Genomic DNA, 16,369 nt, shown 5'->3' on the forward strand with positions numbered 1-16,369 from the left:
GCCACGCTTGCGTGAAACTGTAGCCTTAGAATTTTTTTACGCTTTTACTGAGGACACAATCAGTTTCAGGCTTGCCCGGACAAGACTACCTTCAAAAACCGCGAATTGTTGGATTTGAGCTTTGTAAAAGCTCGATAGAAAAGACACGAATCTCAATCGATATTAATTGAGTATCCAAGAAAACGCTTTGAATCAACAGGATCAAAACCAAGCTTTTCACGCAATTTTTTGCGAAGCTTACTAATATGGCTTTCGACCACATTCTCTTCGACTTCGCTATCGAAAATGCCGTAGATCGCGCTGAAAATCTGCGCCTTGTTCAAGCGGCGACCACGGTTTGCAATTAGATATTCAAGGATCCGGCGCTCACGACGTGGCAACGGAAAATCCACACCATTTATCTGTGGATCACGACCATCGGAGAAAACGCGGATCGGTCCAACCTCGGTTCCATCATTACCTGATGCAGCCGAAGCACCTGTTCGGCGGCGAATGGCGTTGATGCGGGCGAGGATTTCGCGGACGTGAACTGGCTTGCGGACGACATCATCAACCCCGGATTGAAAAAGCTCCAGAGTGTGCTCCAGTGACGGGCGGTCGTTTACGGCAATAACAGGCGCCTTGCAGCGTTCACGAATACGCGCTGGCAGACCGTTCTGAGCCTCACACTCGCCAATTAGAAAGGCTTCTACAGCCATAATATCCTGATGGGGGACGCTTTCGACCCATTCATTGAAATCGGATGGTGTGAACCCGGTTGTCGTGATGCCTTCTCGGCTGAACCAAGAGGAGTACCCCTCAGTCACAATATTCCGCTCATCTACGACTACGATCATCGGCCCGCCTTCCGAATCAATATGTTAACCCACGCAAGACAGCAGTAGCTGGCATGAGGAGTCAGCGGCAATTACACAAAATTGCCCGCAATAAATTGGGAGGCTTTTTAGTAATATCTAATTTAATATGAATCGCCATGATTGCATAGGCCAGACACTTTTGGTCTGGAAAGCTTAACAAGTCGTTAACGAGCTCACGAAGTTTAACGATTCTTTACAAGGACTTAAAAAACTACCCTCTAAAACACATTATCTAGTCACGCGCAATCAGAGGTTGAGACCCATGAAAGTAGCGTGTATACGGCGCCGCTCTACAACCCGGAATTTTGTGGGATTCTTGGTCAACCTGCGCAGAAGTTTTTCGCCTGAGGCGTCCAATTTCCGAAGCCTGTTGCGATCATATTTGCCATCACACGACACACATATCGCTTCTGTGCAGGATCGTTATTCGGACCTGCATGATAACGCGCTACTGCCATCGTCCAATTGCCTTCGCGCTCACGCAGACGCTTTAGGAAGCGCGCTGCATAATCAACATTAAGGCTTGGTTGCAGCATCGCGCCGACAGACGGAAATTCGCTGGAATGATAATAGTGGTTGATCTGCATACAGCCCAGATCAATAAGTTTTACACCTTCCGCGTGTGCCTGGGTGAAACGCCTTAAAGCAGCAGCTTGAGATGGGAAAAACTCAGCCTTTCCTTCAATGTTCATCGCATAGGGCTGAAGCGAGTTTTTGCGCCCGGTTTCTGTCAGACCAACAGAATATAGAATACCGAGTGGCACATCATAGCGGGCGGAAGCTCGATGCATTTCCCTTTCGCAAATGTTCTCTGCTTTAGCGTCTGTTAAACTAAACGACGATGCCGCGATTCCGGCCGCCAGAAAAACCAGAAATTTCGCGTTCATTGTCTTCAGTCGGTCTACGAGTGCGTGCATTATTGCTGTCTGCCTGTCCAGATTCACCATTCTGCCTGCCCTCACCACCCATAAATTGTGCCTGAGAATTTCCCCGGCCATCCGAGCCATTTTGCATGTCAGCGGTCTGCTGGCCTTGCTGTTGAGAGCTGGCCTGTTGGTGCCCCGCACTTTGGCTTGCGGAGCTGTGCTGAACTGCACTGGCTGCTCCACGTTCAGTCACTGTGACAGAAATTTTCGTGTCGTCGGTAATGCCTGCGACTTTCAAAGCTTTTTCGATCATTGAACGATCGGCAGCCAGCGCGTCGGCAGCATTTGCTTTGTCAGCAACCAGATGCACTTCCACACTGTCAGCAACCAGACGAATACGAGCGGTCACCCTGCCAAGCTCAATCGGGTCGAGCCTGATCTGCAAAGTCTTCACAGCACCAAAGCTGCGTTCAGAGAGGACTTGGATATCCGCGATGCGTGCTGCAGCCGTTGGCGTAGTTGATGCAGGGGCCTTTACATAGTCTGCAGGTGCAGACTTCCCGGTTTGCTGCTGCGGCTGAACACTTGGACGATCAGCTTCTGCAGCATTGCTGGACTGAAGTGAAAGCTCAGGCTTGGGCAGTGCAGAAGAGCCGTCTGTGGCGCTGTCAGTCTGCTGATCTTGAGTTGCAGCAGGTGGAGTGTGACTGAACAAATTTTCAGGCTTTGCCGCCCCCCTGGGATCGGCTGTTGCTTGCGTCTGCTTATTTGCCTGAACGTTTTCCTTCTGATCCTTCTTTGGCTCTGCATCAGGCATAGGCAGGCCATCGGCAACTGCAGCCGTCAGTGCAAGGTCTGCAGCCTCTTTGGTATCTGCCAGCGCCGATACATCTATCGACGGCTGGGTAGCAGTATTAGGTGCAGCTGGCTGGTCGTCATCTTTCGGATTGCGGAACCCTACAGCAAGTGCAAGCAGGTTCTGCGACACACCATAGGCCGAAGATTGAACGGGCGTATCCTGATCAGCTCTGTCGCTATCTTCCGACTGCGTCTCATCCTTCTGTTCGCCTTCAAGCGATAGCTTGTTTTGAGACTTTTCCAGCAATGCGCCAAACAGTTTGGCCGATTCAGACTGTTCCTGATTTTCGCCGTTGGCTTTTGCCACAGCGCCCTGTTGGGCGCCTGTACTCCTGGCAAGTGAAGCCAGTCTTCCAGCCGTAGTGAGCAAAAGATCTACGCTCATTGAATAGTCTTTCCTAGCAAGGCATCAATTTCCGCAAGCTTGCGCCGCGCATCATCCATGGTCTTCTGCACATCATCTTCCGGTTTTGCAGCCTGGGATGGCTTCCATCGGGCAGCAGGAGAAGCGGTCTCTGGCGCCTTGGCCACGGCGGGCGCCTCATCACCGTCAGCAATCGGCATTGCCGGAATGTCAGTTTCGCTTCTGGCTGGCTTTGCAATGCTCTCAACGGGAGGCTTGCGCGTCACCAACGATCCTACAGCTTCGGCCGCCTGTAGAAGCTGCCTGTCACGTTCCTGCAGACGATCAGGCGAAATCTGAGACAATTCACGCAATGCATCTTTGGCGGAATCCGAAGCAACATCACTTGCCGCTGCATAAAGATTGGCTCTGCTCGGATCAGCTTTCAGATGGTCGGCTAGCTTTCTTGCCTCAGCCGACATGAAGCGAGCGCGATCTGTCTGCCCATCCACCAGAGCGCCGCGAGCAATTTGCAGATAAAGTGAATATTGCATGACCGTATCAGCTGTACCGATCAGCTTGACCAGTTCGGCATTGCCGATGCGGTCATTGAGTTTCAACGCCGCGTCCACAAATTGCTTCATAAAATCCCTCATATAGGGAGAGCGCGGGAAGCGTTGAAGGTAATTGCGTGACAACATTCTAATCTTGTCTGCATCACCGAGCTTGGCGGCAATCGGCATCGAACGACGAATAGCCGCTTCTTCAAAAAGCGTACCCGGACTATCGAGCCGCACCTGATCAAGACGCAGAAGTGCTGTTGCCGGATCAAAAGCCGTCATCTGGCTAGCTGTTACTAACACGATGGAAGAGCGTAGCTCGGCTGGCAGCTGTGGTGACAGCGGCATTGAGAACAGCTTCACCACCTCAATATTCTGACCCGATGCGTAGGCAAGCGCACCTTTGACGAGCTCTGGCGGAACAGTCTTGCCATCAAAACCAGCAAGCACTTTTCTCACAGCATCAGGGTTACCACCGTTAAACAGATAGATGATGGCCGCATAAATATTCTCAGGCTTGTCCCAAAACTCTTTTGGAGCGCGTTCCATATCAGCACTCACAAAAATCAACAGCCTGTTGAGCATAACAACAGCTTCTGGCTTTCCGGAAACCAGCTGATCCTGCAACATACGCAGCGAGCGGACAAGCTTATAGGGTTCAAGCACCGGCAGGCTGCGTGGCTCGTCTGCTGCTTGCGTCTGCGCATACGACACCACACCTCCGCTTGCCAGCGGAAGGCTTGCAACAAGTACGAGCAGTGCGCGCATTACCAATTTCTTCATGGATTGGACTTGAGGAAGATGTCGATGCGGCGATTCTCGGCGGCATTTGGATCGGAAGCATTCTTCGGTTGGCGGTCGGCATAGCCTTCAACTCGCAGAACACGCTTTTCATCAAGCCCGCCACGCACCAGCATATAATAGGCCATCTGCGCACGCGCCGAAGACAAACGCCAATTGTCGTAGTTTGCACTCTTGAAGGGTCGCGCGTCAGTGTGGCCGCTGATGATAACGTCACCCGACTGCCGCGCGATAACCTGTGCAATGCGTTCAAGCATTTGCACAACGCGCGCATCCGGCTTGGCGGAGCCAATCGTGAACATGCCGAAGTCGACTTTGTCGGTCAGCTGAATCATGACACCGCCATCGACCGGGACGACTGTAACGTCCGGCATAGGTTCAGCCTGTGCCGCTTTGCCGTCATCCGTCGTCGTATTTCCCTCCGCTGCCTTCTTCAAATCAGAAATCAGTTTTTCCTGGGCTCCTACTGGCTTTTCAGCCCCTTCGGCTTTTGACTTGGCTTTGGCTTCCGCTGTCTGTTGTGGCGGCGTAGCCGGAGCAGCTTCCGGCGGCGTCAGTTCTTCCGCAGCCCTGTTCGACCAGTAATCGGGACTGAAAGGATCTCGATAGGCATCGCCGCCGTCACTGCCTGTCTGGGTGCCAGCCTGTGCGCTGCCGCCATCGCCTTTTGCGGACTGGTTCTGTAAAACGCCAGTTTCATGCGCAAGTTCCGACAACACAGCGTATGGCTCGCGGAACATGCGGCTTTCTTCCTGCTCAATGGGCGGAGAAGCAGCGTTATCGTTGATAACCTTGGTGCCGTTTTCGATCTGCGTGTCGCTCTCGAAGCGAACTTTGCCGTTCTGTTCGTCAATGTCCTGCACGCCCTTGGGACTTGAATGACGGTCCATCAGCTTAACGGGATTGAAGTAACTGGCGACAGCCGCTTTGCTTTCTTCGTTGGCGGCATTGATGAGCCACATGACCAGGAAGAACGCCATCATCGCCGTCATGAAGTCGGCGTAAGCGATCTTCCAAACGCCGCCATGATGACCATCATGATCATCGTTCTTGCCACGGCGGACAATTATGATTTCGCGCTTGGTCTCCGGATCAATGCTCATCTGGTAGCTTCCCTTAGTTCTTCCAGAACTGGCGCGACGCGTGTTTCAAGCACACGATCGCCAAAGGAAAATGAGAGTTCGCTGGATGCGTTCTCAGTATAACGACATCCAGGTGGCAGAAGGTCGGCATGATCCTTGAGCGGCTCAAGCAGATGCGCTGGACCGAAGATTTCAGGCGCTTCTCCTTGCAGAGCCAGCTTGCTGATCCGCTGCGCGAAACCGGCAATTGCGTCCTGTTCGATTCTGGCTACCAGCAACAGTGCCAGAGCCTCGGCAATCTGCGCCGATATGGATTGTTCAAGCTCGCTCACAGCTTCCGTCAAAGCACCCGCCAGGAGATTGGCCTGCTCACGAGAGAAACTCGCACGCAATGCTTCAACGTCCGCTTCATGCTCACGCAGCAATCTGGTCTTCTCGGCTTCGTAAAGCGCTTCTGCCTCCTTGTGACCGTCTTCGCGACCGGCCTCAAATGCAGCCCGCTTTTCCTCTTCAATCGCGATAATGCATGCGACTTCCTCCTGCTCTGCAAATAGAGGCTTCTCTGAAGCTTCTAATTGCAGATCGGTGTGCTGCAAGCGCTCCGACAAAGGTTGCGGCTGTGCGGGGGCCGCAATGATTTCGACCGCTTCGTCGGCGATACGATGCGTCGAGAAATCAGGAAGGTAGCGGCTGAGTGCGAGCGTGCTCATAATCAGGCAGCCTCGAGCTCCGGCATTACAGATCGCTGGTTTGATGCTGCATCCTGCTTGATAGCGGTTTCGTGGATCCATTGCTTGAGAACTGCAGCGACGCGCTCTTCATCCATCTCAATCATCTGTTCGAGACGTAGCTTAGCAGGCATACGCATACGCTGACGCAGGTCGCTAAGGCTCGTCTTCATCTGATCAGCATAGGCTTCTGGTCCACCGATCACTGCCTTAGCGCCCTCACCGGCGATGGCCTGCTGTGCATCACCAACAAAGTTTGGCACAGCGACATCAGCCGGTTGACGCAGCGCAACTTCTGTTCCGGATGGCTTTGCGTTCTGATCGCGGAGCAAAGGACGAACACCAAACCAGATCAGGAACGCAACGGCAGCAAGAATTGCCAACGCATTGACGTAAGAACCACTCTGACGCATCAGCTGCTCGGACCATGGCGTGGAAACCGGCTCCATATCCGCGCCAGCAGGGCTGAGAAAGTTGACAGCCGTTACGTTGATCACATCCCCACGGTCGGCATTGAGACCGGCGGCCGTTGCAACGAGGTCGCGGATTCTCAAGATCTGCTGATCGACGAAATCTGCAGGAGGCGGCGTGGTGCCCGCCGTTTCAAGCAGACGCGCCTGATCGATAACGACGGCAATCGACAGACGTTTGATGGTGTAGCCATCGCTGACTGTGGCCACCGTCTTGGTGTTCATTTCGTAATTAGTGAGTTCTTCGCGGCGATCGGTCTTTTCAGACGAGCTTTCGCCGTTGCGGTTCTGAATTTCTTCTTGCGGAATATTCTGCTCAACGCCGGTGGCATTGTCATTGCGTGCGTTGCGGGAGTCCCCGCTTTCGCGAACAACACGAACAGAACGTTCAACACGCGATTCAGGATCGAACTGAGTTTCGTTGGTCTGACGGCGGTCGGTATCAAGCGTTGCCTGAACACTGCTCTGAAAGTGACCAACACCGAGATATGGAGCAAGCGCCTTGCGGATGCTCTCATCCACATTGCCAGCCACTTGCTGTTCAAGCGACGCAGTCAGAAGAGCAGCACCATTCGCAGCTTCCCCGGCCGAAGCGAGCAGACGACCATTGGTATCGAGAACCGTAATGGACGAAGCATCAAGCGATGGTACGGCGGCTGCAACCAGTTGGCGGATCGACTGTGCGGATTCAGCGGCAAACCCGCCTTCAGCACGGATCACAACCGAGGCAGACGGCTTCTGGTCACCGCGACGGAACGAGCCTTTTTCGGCCATGACGATGTGGACACGTGCAGCTTTGACGCCTCGAATGGCCTGAATGGTGCGGGCGATCTCACCTTCAAGCGCACGAACATGTGTGATTTCCTGCATAAACGACGTCAAGCCAAGCGAGCCCATATTGTCGAAAAGCTCGTAACCGGCGTTATTTGACGTCGGCAGACCTTTTTCAGCCAGATACATTCGCGCCTGTTCTGCCTTGCCGACAGGAACAAGGATCGATGAACCGTCAGACTTTACGTCGAAAGCGATGCCCGCTTCACCGAGCGCCAAACCCATACGATTCACGTCATCGCGCGAAAGGCCGACATAAAGTGTCTCATAGGAGGGGCGACTCAGATAGACGCTCGTATAAAGAATAGCGCCCATCAATGCAGCCCCGACAAGTCCGAGCGCAATAAGTTTTCGCGCGCCAAGCTTGCCGAGCGTTCCCTTAAGCTGTTGGAGTAATTGCTGGAAATTTTGCTGCATCGATACCACCGCCATCCTGATGCGAACAAAATAGATCGCGAAGCTTGCGCGAAAGTGTCGACATGACTGAAGAAGTAGCTTTTTAGAAAAGAAGAAGGGCGCGGAATAAATTCCACGCCCCTCGAAGTATCAACTGTATCAGCTAAATGATTAGCCGCGGAACAGCGACAGGATTGACTGGCTCGACGAGTTAGCGATCGAGAGAGCCTGAACGCCCAGCTGCTGCTGAACCTGCAGAGCCGACAAACGAGCCGATTCCTTGTTCATGTCGGCGTCAACGAGCGTACCAACGCCCTTTTCAACCGAGTCGCTGAGCTTGGAAATGAAGCTCTTCTGGGTGTCGATACGTGCCTTTGCAGCACCGAGCGAGGCTGCACCGGTGGTGAGCTTGTCCAGAGCGGTTTCAACCGATTCCAGAGCAGTCTTGATTGCAGCGTCGTCAAGCTTTGCTGTGGATGGGTCGAAGAACGTATCGGCAACAAGACCGCCAGCGATACCGCCGGTGCCTGCAGCGTCAGCAAAAACCTGTACGTCAGCAGCAGCAACGTCAACGGTATCGATCGTTACGGTGGTGCCGGTACGGTTGTACGATGCAACAACCTTAAGGTCCGAAGTTGCAGCGGCGTCGTTCACGAGCAGGTTCGAACCAGCGTAGTTCGCGTTGCTGGCAGACGACTTGATCTGCGACTGGATTGCTTTCAGTTCGGTCGCGACCTTCTTCTGGTCTTCCTGGCTGGCGCCCTGAGCGCTAACCAGAAGCGACTTCATCTTGTCAACCTGGTCCTTGATGTCGTTGATTGCAGTATATGCAGTGTCGACCTTGCCGGCACCGAGGCCAAGAGCGTCCTGAACAGCCGAATTGGCCTTGTTGTCGGACTTCATCGAGGTTGCAATCGACCAGTAAGATGCATTGTCAGCAGCTTCACCGATGCGCAAGCCGGTCGAAATACGGTTCTGCGTGGTTTCCAGCGACTTGTTGGTCGAGGAAAGGGTCTGAAGAGCGGTAAGAGCTGAAGAGTTAGTAAGAATGCTAGACATTGAATTGCCCCTTGGGAAAACAAACTTGAGGGACAGGCCGGATTGAAAATTACCGGCATAGGAGAGCGGCATCATGCCTGTCACCACGAAACGCGTGGGACCTACTATGGCTAGTAGCACTATAATCCAATTGTTAAGAATATATTAATATAATGCGATCGTTTTTAATGAACCTTCATTTTGGAGGATGCCACCTCCTTGGGAGGCGTATTGCAGTCCAGTTAAAATGGAAACGTTGGTACCGCTCTAAACCCATTTTTTTGGCGCATTATCCCACACAAAGCCGCTTCGCACTTTTGTTAGAAATGCCTAACAAGCTATTGATTTGGCACCCGTCGACTTAGGAGAATGATCGTATCAGGCTTCCGACCAAGATATTCCAGCCATCGATCAGCACGAAAAATAGTATTTTGAACGGCAGGGATATCACGGTCGGCGGCAACATCATCATACCCATCGACATGGTGAGCGTCGCCACCACTAAATCGATCACCAGAAACGGCAGAACGATCAGGAAGCCGATTTCAAAACCACGTCGTAATTCAGAAATCATGAAGGCCGGAACCAACACGCGGAAATCAACAATGCCGTCTTCACCCGTGCGAAATGCCGGATCTGCTAGATCTTCAAACAGGCGCAAGTCCTTGTCGCGCACTTCGCGCATCATAAATTCCCGAAATGGATTCGAAAGTTCACGAAATGCCACGTCCTGCGTGATCTCATTGCGCATCAAAGGCTGCAAGCCATTGTTCCAGGCACGATCAAACACTGGTGCCATGACATAGAAGGTCATGAATAAAGCCAGCGAGATCATCACCATGCTTGCAGGAGCCGTCTGAAGCCCAAGCCCCGAGCGCAAAAGCGAGAATGCAATGGCAAAACGGGTGAAGCTTGTGACCATGATCAGCAAGCCGGGCGCCACCGACAGAACCGTCAGAATGCCAAACAGCTGAACAATCTGTCCGCTGGCTGCACCACTTCCGGCTGGAAGAAGACTATCCAGTGACAAGGCTTGTGCATGGGCAACAGAAATAAAGACCAACGTCAGCAAGCCACTCAGGGCGAAAATTTTCTTCATTCTACTACCAGCGTCGAAATGAAAACGCGGTCGACCGCGCCTTCCGAACGCATCCGCGCCCGTTCTTCAAGATCGGCACGCAAATAGGCCAAACCAGCGGCACCCTGCAACTGCATGAGATTGACGCTCCGCAGGAAGCTCATGAAATCATCGCCCACACTGGCCGCAACTGAGGGCGGAATTTCACGGCCCGGCTTTGCAACAAGCGCCGCCTCAAGTCGGACCCATGTGGTCTGAGGAATACCAAGATTGGTCACAATCGGCTGCAGAGGGATGATGGTTCCAATGGAGCGCGATTCAAAATCACCCTGCTTCGGCTTGTCCTCCTTCGTCGTCGATTTAACTGCGGCTTGCTGGTCATCTGAGATAACGCCACCCAGATACCATCCTCCACCGCCAGCGATTGCAGTCAGCACTGCAACAGCGCCCAACAGGCCCACCAACGAGCCTTTTGCTTTACCGTCCTTATCGATTGCCGTATCGCTCATACCTGCTCAACTTCAGAACGGAGAAATCTGATCGAGAATCTGCTGACCGTAAGGCGGCTGCTGAATTTCGCTCAGGCGACCGCGTCCACCGTAAGAAATACGCGCCTCGGCAATCTTGTCGTAGGAAATGGTGTTGTTGCCTGAAATATCGCGCGGACGTACAACACCGACAACGTTTAGCACGCGCAGCTCGTTGTTAACGCGCACTTCCTGCGAACCACGAATGATCATATTACCGTTCGGCAACGTATCGGTGACAATGGCTGCGACCTGCAGACGGATATCTTCACTGCGCTCAATCGTGCCTTTGCCCTTCGATGAGCTGTTTGATCGCGTGTTGACCGACGCATCCATGGTACCACCTGCTCCTGCACCCGAAAGGCTACTTGTGTCGAACGAAGCGCCACCGCCGTAGAGGCCTTTCGACACGCGTTCACGATCGGTCTTGTTGTCCATGTTCGCCCGATCATTTATCGAGATGATAACCGTCAGGACATCGCCGGGCTCGGCGGCGCGTGGATCTTTGAAGAAGTTCGTAGAACGCTGATCCCAAAGCGAATAGGATGCCTTGCTTGGGCGAACAGGATAGCCGGTATATTGCGGGTTGTTCTGGACACCGAGATTAGCCGCCACAGGCGAAAGGTCCGGCGCACGGCCGATCTCTTCCGGCTTTGTGGCACAGCCCGCTAAAAGGGCTAAGGTTGCCGCTGCAAAGAGCGCTTTGTTTATGCTTTTCGTCATTGCACCGAATTCCCGGATTCCGCCTGCGCGCGCTGTTCCCTGGTGAGCTGCGGCGCTGCGGTCGTGCGCTGCGAACCAACAATAACCCTTGCGAGCTTGGCTGCCTTTTCAGGCGGCATTTCATTGAGGATGATGCTCGAAACACGCGGATTGAGTTTGAGTATCAAAGCCGCCGCCGCTTCATCGCCAATCAGCGACATTTGCGCCGCAGCCGCATCAGGTTTCATCTTGGAGATGATATCGACAAGGGAATCCTGTGCTTTGTTCACGAACTCGTCGCGACGCTTCAGCCACATCTCATATTCTTTGCGCTTGGCTTCCAGCGCGCGCATACGCTCTTCAACGTCGGCCTTGAGATCAGCAAGCTGCTTGGCCTGCAGCGAATAGCGCGCATCAGCGGCCTGATCGTCGATGTTGCCGCAGAATTTGCGAATTTCATCAAGATTGCCGATGGGCGCAGAAGCCGCCAACTGCTGAGCAGCGGTTGATGGCGCGAGCCCTTCGGCCTGATTTGGGGCTGGAACAGGTGGAAGCGGCTGCTGTGCAAAAGCCGGAAAACCTGTACCGAAAAGCACTGCAAGAACTGAACCAAAGCCAATGACGTATCTAGCCATAATCATTGCACCACCAGTTCTGCGTGAAGGGCACCTGAAGTCTTGATAGCCTGCAGAATAGCAATGATGCCATTTGGTTTAACGCCGATCTGGTTCAGTCCTTTGACAAGGTTTTCAAGATTGGCCCCCGTCAGGATGCCGATCTTGGAGTCACCCTGATTGACCGCAATATCAGTATTCGGCTCAACCTCAGTTTCGCCGTAGCTAAATGGATCCGGCTGGACGACTATCGGTGTTTCCGTCACGCGCACGGTCAGGCTACCATGGCTGATTGCCACTTTGGAAATCCGTACTTTCTCGCCAATGACGACCGTGCCCGTTCGTTCATCCACGACGACGCGCGCAACTTCATCCGTGGTGATTGGCAAACCTTCCAGCTCAGCAAGGAAGCGAGCGGCAGGCACGTTCTTCGGACGCTGAAGCCGAATGGTCTTGGCATCGCGTGCAATCGCCACACCGCGGCCATACCGGCGTTTGGCAAAAACGTTGATCGTATCGGCGGCACGTACAGCAGTGGTGAAATCAGGGTCGCGCAATTCGACGACCATTTCACTGTCATTGCCGAAATTGCCTGCAACTTCGCGCTCAACAAGAGCACCGTTCGGGATACGGCCCGAGGTCGGAACACCCTGCGTTATGCTCGCAGCTTCGCCTTCAGCCGAAAATCCTGAAACGATCATGTTACCCTGCGCGACCGCATAAACCTGATTATCTGCACCCATCAGGGGCGTCATCACCAGCGTACCGCCTTGCAACGATGTTGCGTCACCCAGCGAAGACACAGTCACGTCAATACGGGAGCCGGTTCCTGCAAATGCGGGCAGATTGGCGGTTACGATAACAGCTGCGGTGTTCTTGGAACGGGTCGAATTGCGCGGAGCGCTGATACCCAAATTGTCCAACATGGCGCGCATGGATTGTTCCGTGAAAGGCGAATTGCGCAGACTGTCGCCGCTGCCTTTCAGACCGATAACGAGACCATAACCTACGAGCTGATTTTCACGTACGCCCTGAATGGTCGCAATGTCTTTCAGGCGCGCAACAGCGCTGCCCCTGCCCAGTTCGGCATAAGTCATTTTCGACGGATCGCCACCTGAGCCAAGCCAGTCTGCGTCGGCTTCTACGGCCGACCCAAACTCGCGCGCGTTCTTGGATGATTCATCCGCAAAGCCCGCAACGGGCTGCAGTGCAATAGCCAGAAGGGCAATCAGGGCTGCGCGTGCTTTTCTCACTGCATCCCCACCTGAATACGGCCATCCGCAAGCACTGTGCCCGACACGATGATACCACTATCGATATTACGGATTTTGATAAAATCGCCAGCAGCACCCGATTCAAGCGGTGTGCCCATAGCGGTGATGACAAGCGTACCAGACGTGAATACTAACGGAGCCGGAACACCACGCTTGACCAGCGATGGCTCACTAAGGGCAGATACGAGGATCGGCTTGCCCGGAAGCAGCGTCTTGCGTGCAACCTTGCCTGCCGCCTGATCTTGCGACAGCACATACTGGCTTGCAGCCGGTGCGCTGATGAAGAACTTCTTTTCCAGCAGTGCGGTATCGCTTACAATCTGACCGGGATAGACGGTTGCCGAAGGCACGACAAAAGCTATGCGGTCGGCAGCGCTTACGGCCATGGTCGCAGACCCCATTACTGCGGACAGCAGAAGGGCGGCAGTGACCAGCCTTGTTTTCCGGGAAATCGCCTTCGCATAACTCATCGCCATCACCGTTGGAGCACATCCCGAAAAGCGGAACCGGTTTTCGGACCAAGATGTGCGTGGAAACAAAAAGAAAGCATTTCTGATGCTTTAGCGCAGATTCTTCGATACAGTAGCGGCCATTTCGTCAGCTGCCTGAATGACCTTCGAGTTCATTTCATAGGCACGCTGTGCCGAAATCAAATCGGTGATTTCCTTCACCGGATCGACGTTTGATGCTTCGAGGTAACCCTGCTTGATCGCGCCATAGCCCGGATCACCCGGGACACCGACCAACGGGCCACCAGAGGCTTCCGTTTCGCGGTAGAGATTGCCACCCAGTGGCTCCAGACCGGCTTCGTTGGTGAAATTGGCAAGTGTCAGCTGACCGAGATCGACCTGATTGACCTGATCCTGCAGCTTGGCGAAAACCTGACCGGTCTCTGTAACGGTAACCTCAATGGCGTCAGGTGGAATGGTGATCGCAGGTTCGACCGGATTGCCATCGAGCGTTACCAGCTGGCCGTCGGCATTCTTGTTGAATGCACCAGCGCGCGTGTAAAGCGTTTCTCCCGTCGGGCTCTGGATCTGGAACCAGCCGCGACCCGTCAGCGCCACGTCATAGGGATTGCCGGTTTGATTGAAGCTGCCCTGAATATGCAGATTACGCACTGCGGCTGTCTGAACACCAAGCCCGACCAGCGCGCCTTCGGGAACGATTGCCTGATTGGCCTGATTTGGCACTCCAGCTGTCCGTTCCGATTGATAGAGAAGATCGGAGAACTCAGCGCGGGCACGCTTGAAGCCTGTCGTATTGATATTGGCGATGTTGTTGGCGATCACTTCCAGATTGAGCTGCTGGGCGTTCATACCGGTTGCGGCAATCGTCAGGGCTTTCATAGCAGGTCCTTATTCACTGAGAGCACTCAAACCGGCATACGGCTGATTTCGAGATAGGCCTGTACGATCTTGTCACGAATCGCGATTGCCGTCTGAAGCGACTGCTCAGCCTCCATGACCGAACCGACCACATCACGCAGCGGTGCGTCGCCCTTGATGCCCTGGATCGATTTGGCTTCCGCGGCCTGTAGCTTCTGTCCGACGGAATCCGTCATCTGCGACAGTACTTCTCCGAAAGAAGCGCCGGACGTTGTTGGAATAGCTTGCGGGGCCGAGGTCGAGCCCACGCTCTTTTCAGCAACCGTTTCAGAAAGACGCGATAGAGCGTTTCGCGCCGAAACACTCATGATTGAGTCGTACATTATGTGCTCCTCAGGAGATCGATGGTCATTGAAATCAGCTCTCGGGCTTGTTTGACGACCTGCAAATTGGCTTCGTAAGAACGGTTAGCTTCACGCATGTCCGCCATCTCGACGACCATGTTGACGTTTGGATATTTCACATAGCCACGCGCATCCGCTGCCGGATGGCTTGGGTCATATTGTTCGATAAAGGCCGACGTATCCTTACCGACTTCAGCAACCCTGACTTCGGCAGCACCCGTACCCTGTTCGATTTCAGTGCGGAAGGATACAGTTTTGCGGCGGTAAGGATCGGTATCGGCGGTCTTGGCTGTCGCCTGCGCATTGGCAAGATTTTCAGAAACGATGCGCAACCGGGTCGACTGAGCCGACAGTCCTGACGCGGCAATCTTGAGGGTATTTTGCAAGGCATCCGACACGGCTTACCCCTTCGCTACAGTCATCATCATACGGTGAAACGCTTTGACGATGCTTGTGTTAAGCGAATATTCACGCGAGATCTCGCCTGCCTTCATCATTTCTCGCTCGACATCGACCGTATTGCCCGAATGGGTCTGCTCGGTGATATCTTCCGGGCGCAGCCGCGCGCCTGCGATGCCATTCGCCTCAACCTCTAGATGCTGCGAGCTTGTTGCAGCCATGGTGAGCTGGGTTTTGTCCAGCACGTCAGCGAAGGGCTGAACGTCGCGCGCCCGGAAATCTGGCGTATTCGCATTGGCGACATTGCCTGCAACCGTGGCCTGTCGTACCGACAACCACTGCGCCTGCCTTGCAGCCAGATCGAAAAGATGAATGGAGCTCATTGAGTTTCCCGCCTTTACAGTTCGTTAACTTAAAGGCCGGAACTTGCGTCAAGCTTGCGTAGAGCAAGGTTTCGCAAAGGCAGAGCATTCCAACACTTGGATAACGTTCATAAAATATATTTAAATCAGATAGTTATATTAATATCGACTCTGATTCAGAGAAGTGAACCAATCTGTTTTCAAGGCAGATTTACGCAAGCTTCAAAAAGGCCAGCTCATGGCCTCATCTGCGCATTTCGATCACATCGCCAGATGATGTCGTCAGCTTCCACATTCCGACCTGATTACCCCGGCCGATGGAAACCAGATGGCTGCCGTCTGGCAGGAGCGAACCCTTTTCCACGAACCAATAGCCCGACGTATCTTCGATCATCGCCATACCGCCGACCACTTCCCGCAATGCGAATACCGGCTTTGGCAATGTCTGCCTCTCGCCGCCTTCACGACCATTACCCGCACCTGTTCCAGGCAAACCCTTGCCGTTCGACATGACCGAACCTGTTGTGGTGGTGTCGATATCCTCGCTCGGGGCGACTTGATCATTCGGGCGGAAGGACGGAAAATGACGCACGGTCTTCTGGTCGGAGCGGTCAAGCGGATCAACAATCTTGCTGTCGGTCTTCTTATCCTGGCTCAGATCGACACGCTGAAGATAGGTGACGAACGGAAGCATCGAGCAGCCAACAGCAAGTGTGATCGCCGCAATCTTGAGATAGCGGTCAACCTGACTTTGCGGCTTTTTGGTTTCCCTCACAGTCGCAGCTTCCACCTCTGCTGCCAAGTCAGCAAGAATGGACTCTTCCATGGTTTTACGCGAACCCGTCTTCATG

Annotated in this window: 19 protein-coding genes; all 19 read right to left on the bottom strand. The window is 53.8% G+C overall.

Features of this window, described 5'->3' with window-relative positions:
• Positions 1–152: 152 nt before the first annotated feature.
• Positions 153–836 (bottom strand): flagellar transcriptional regulator FtcR, encoded by a 684-nt coding sequence (gene ftcR, locus QSJ70_RS05610; protein WP_215778298.1) that lies wholly within the window; start codon positions 834–836, stop codon positions 153–155.
• 341 nt (positions 837–1,177) lie between these two features.
• A complete protein-coding gene (locus QSJ70_RS05615) occupies positions 1,178–1,648 on the bottom strand; it encodes a transglycosylase SLT domain-containing protein (RefSeq protein WP_502871665.1) in 471 nt (156 codons plus the stop codon).
• A 40-nt stretch (positions 1,649–1,688) separates the two neighbouring features.
• Positions 1,689–2,966: a flagellar hook-length control protein FliK gene (locus QSJ70_RS05620; RefSeq protein WP_285535111.1), complete on the bottom strand. Its 1,278-nt coding sequence runs from the start codon at positions 2,964–2,966 to the stop codon at positions 1,689–1,691.
• A complete protein-coding gene (locus QSJ70_RS05625; protein ID WP_215778294.1) occupies positions 2,963–4,267 on the bottom strand; it encodes a chemotaxis protein in 1,305 nt (434 codons plus the stop codon). The genes QSJ70_RS05620 and QSJ70_RS05625 overlap by 4 nt, the downstream gene beginning before the upstream one ends.
• A complete protein-coding gene (locus tag QSJ70_RS05630) occupies positions 4,264–5,388 on the bottom strand; it encodes a flagellar motor protein MotB (protein ID WP_215778292.1) in 1,125 nt (374 codons plus the stop codon). The genes QSJ70_RS05625 and QSJ70_RS05630 overlap by 4 nt, the downstream gene beginning before the upstream one ends.
• Positions 5,385–6,077, bottom strand: a complete 693-nt coding sequence (locus tag QSJ70_RS05635) for a hypothetical protein (protein ID WP_285535113.1) — start codon at positions 6,075–6,077, stop codon at positions 5,385–5,387. The genes QSJ70_RS05630 and QSJ70_RS05635 overlap by 4 nt, the downstream gene beginning before the upstream one ends.
• 2 nt (positions 6,078–6,079) lie before the next feature.
• Positions 6,080–7,828 (bottom strand): flagellar basal-body MS-ring/collar protein FliF, encoded by a 1,749-nt coding sequence (gene fliF / locus QSJ70_RS05640; protein WP_285535114.1) that lies wholly within the window; start codon positions 7,826–7,828, stop codon positions 6,080–6,082.
• Positions 7,829–7,963: 135 nt separating this feature from the next.
• Positions 7,964–8,851, bottom strand: a complete 888-nt coding sequence (locus tag QSJ70_RS05645) for a flagellin N-terminal helical domain-containing protein (RefSeq protein WP_215778287.1) — start codon at positions 8,849–8,851, stop codon at positions 7,964–7,966.
• Between the two features lie 340 nt (positions 8,852–9,191).
• Entirely contained in the window at positions 9,192–9,929 is a 738-nt protein-coding gene (gene fliP, locus QSJ70_RS05650) for a flagellar type III secretion system pore protein FliP (RefSeq protein WP_285535115.1), read from the bottom strand.
• Positions 9,926–10,417, bottom strand: a complete 492-nt coding sequence (locus QSJ70_RS05655; protein WP_215778284.1) for a flagellar basal body-associated FliL family protein — start codon at positions 10,415–10,417, stop codon at positions 9,926–9,928. The genes fliP and QSJ70_RS05655 overlap by 4 nt, the downstream gene beginning before the upstream one ends.
• A gap of 12 nt (positions 10,418–10,429) precedes the next feature.
• Positions 10,430–11,158, bottom strand: coding sequence for a flagellar basal body L-ring protein FlgH (gene flgH / locus QSJ70_RS05660; RefSeq protein WP_285535116.1), 729 nt, complete (start codon positions 11,156–11,158; stop codon positions 10,430–10,432).
• Complete coding sequence (locus QSJ70_RS05665; RefSeq protein ID WP_215778280.1) at positions 11,155–11,778, bottom strand: MotE family protein; 624 nt, start codon at positions 11,776–11,778, stop codon at positions 11,155–11,157. The genes flgH and QSJ70_RS05665 overlap by 4 nt, the downstream gene beginning before the upstream one ends.
• On the bottom strand, positions 11,775–13,004 hold the full coding sequence (locus QSJ70_RS05670; protein ID WP_215778279.1) for a flagellar basal body P-ring protein FlgI: 1,230 nt from the start codon (positions 13,002–13,004) through the stop codon (positions 11,775–11,777). Before QSJ70_RS05670 ends, QSJ70_RS05665 begins: the two co-directional genes overlap by 4 nt.
• Positions 13,001–13,495 carry a flagellar basal body P-ring formation chaperone FlgA gene (gene flgA, locus QSJ70_RS05675; RefSeq protein WP_215778277.1) on the bottom strand — a complete coding sequence of 165 codons (495 nt, stop codon included), beginning with the start codon at positions 13,493–13,495 and terminating at the stop codon, positions 13,001–13,003. The genes QSJ70_RS05670 and flgA overlap by 4 nt, the downstream gene beginning before the upstream one ends.
• 90 nt (positions 13,496–13,585) lie before the next feature.
• Positions 13,586–14,374: a flagellar basal-body rod protein FlgG gene (gene flgG / locus QSJ70_RS05680; RefSeq protein WP_215778275.1), complete on the bottom strand. Its 789-nt coding sequence runs from the start codon at positions 14,372–14,374 to the stop codon at positions 13,586–13,588.
• 26 nt (positions 14,375–14,400) lie between these two features.
• Entirely contained in the window at positions 14,401–14,736 is a 336-nt protein-coding gene (fliE, locus tag QSJ70_RS05685) for a flagellar hook-basal body complex protein FliE (protein ID WP_215778274.1), read from the bottom strand.
• Positions 14,736–15,155, bottom strand: a complete 420-nt coding sequence (flgC, locus tag QSJ70_RS05690; RefSeq protein WP_215778272.1) for a flagellar basal body rod protein FlgC — start codon at positions 15,153–15,155, stop codon at positions 14,736–14,738. The genes fliE and flgC overlap by 1 nt, the downstream gene beginning before the upstream one ends.
• A 3-nt stretch (positions 15,156–15,158) precedes the next feature.
• Positions 15,159–15,539, bottom strand: a complete 381-nt coding sequence (flgB, locus tag QSJ70_RS05695) for a flagellar basal body rod protein FlgB (RefSeq protein WP_285535117.1) — start codon at positions 15,537–15,539, stop codon at positions 15,159–15,161.
• Between the two features lie 223 nt (positions 15,540–15,762).
• Positions 15,763–16,368 (bottom strand): hypothetical protein, encoded by a 606-nt coding sequence (locus QSJ70_RS05700; protein WP_215778982.1) that lies wholly within the window; start codon positions 16,366–16,368, stop codon positions 15,763–15,765.
• Position 16,369 lies beyond the last annotated feature (1 nt).

It is taken from the genome of Brucella sp. NBRC 12950, from assembly GCF_030268145.1.
Lineage (GTDB): Bacteria > Pseudomonadota > Alphaproteobacteria > Rhizobiales > Rhizobiaceae > Brucella.

What these genes read in the sequence shown, in the direction of transcription:
- ftcR (WP_215778298.1), bottom strand. Translation starts at nt 836, where the DNA reads ATGATCGTAGTCGTAGATGAGCGGAATATTGTGACTGAGGGGTACTCC.
- QSJ70_RS05615 (WP_502871665.1), bottom strand. Translation starts at nt 1,648, where the DNA reads ATGCATCGAGCTTCCGCCCGCTATGATGTGCCACTCGGTATTCTATAT.
- QSJ70_RS05620 (WP_285535111.1), bottom strand. Translation starts at nt 2,966, where the DNA reads ATGAGCGTAGATCTTTTGCTCACTACGGCTGGAAGACTGGCTTCACTT.
- QSJ70_RS05625 (WP_215778294.1), bottom strand. Translation starts at nt 4,267, where the DNA reads ATGAAGAAATTGGTAATGCGCGCACTGCTCGTACTTGTTGCAAGCCTT.
- QSJ70_RS05630 (WP_215778292.1), bottom strand. Translation starts at nt 5,388, where the DNA reads ATGAGCATTGATCCGGAGACCAAGCGCGAAATCATAATTGTCCGCCGT.
- QSJ70_RS05635 (WP_285535113.1), bottom strand. Translation starts at nt 6,077, where the DNA reads ATGAGCACGCTCGCACTCAGCCGCTACCTTCCTGATTTCTCGACGCAT.
- fliF (WP_285535114.1), bottom strand. Translation starts at nt 7,828, where the DNA reads ATGGCGGTGGTATCGATGCAGCAAAATTTCCAGCAATTACTCCAACAG.
- QSJ70_RS05645 (WP_215778287.1), bottom strand. Translation starts at nt 8,851, where the DNA reads ATGTCTAGCATTCTTACTAACTCTTCAGCTCTTACCGCTCTTCAGACC.
- fliP (WP_285535115.1), bottom strand. Translation starts at nt 9,929, where the DNA reads ATGAAGAAAATTTTCGCCCTGAGTGGCTTGCTGACGTTGGTCTTTATT.
- QSJ70_RS05655 (WP_215778284.1), bottom strand. Translation starts at nt 10,417, where the DNA reads ATGAGCGATACGGCAATCGATAAGGACGGTAAAGCAAAAGGCTCGTTG.
- flgH (WP_285535116.1), bottom strand. Translation starts at nt 11,158, where the DNA reads ATGACGAAAAGCATAAACAAAGCGCTCTTTGCAGCGGCAACCTTAGCC.
- QSJ70_RS05665 (WP_215778280.1), bottom strand. Translation starts at nt 11,778, where the DNA reads ATGATTATGGCTAGATACGTCATTGGCTTTGGTTCAGTTCTTGCAGTG.
- flgA (WP_215778277.1), bottom strand. Translation starts at nt 13,495, where the DNA reads ATGAGTTATGCGAAGGCGATTTCCCGGAAAACAAGGCTGGTCACTGCC.
- flgG (WP_215778275.1), bottom strand. Translation starts at nt 14,374, where the DNA reads ATGAAAGCCCTGACGATTGCCGCAACCGGTATGAACGCCCAGCAGCTC.
- fliE (WP_215778274.1), bottom strand. Translation starts at nt 14,736, where the DNA reads ATGTACGACTCAATCATGAGTGTTTCGGCGCGAAACGCTCTATCGCGT.
- flgB (WP_285535117.1), bottom strand. Translation starts at nt 15,539, where the DNA reads ATGAGCTCCATTCATCTTTTCGATCTGGCTGCAAGGCAGGCGCAGTGG.
- QSJ70_RS05700 (WP_215778982.1), bottom strand. Translation starts at nt 16,368, where the DNA reads ATGAAGACGGGTTCGCGTAAAACCATGGAAGAGTCCATTCTTGCTGAC.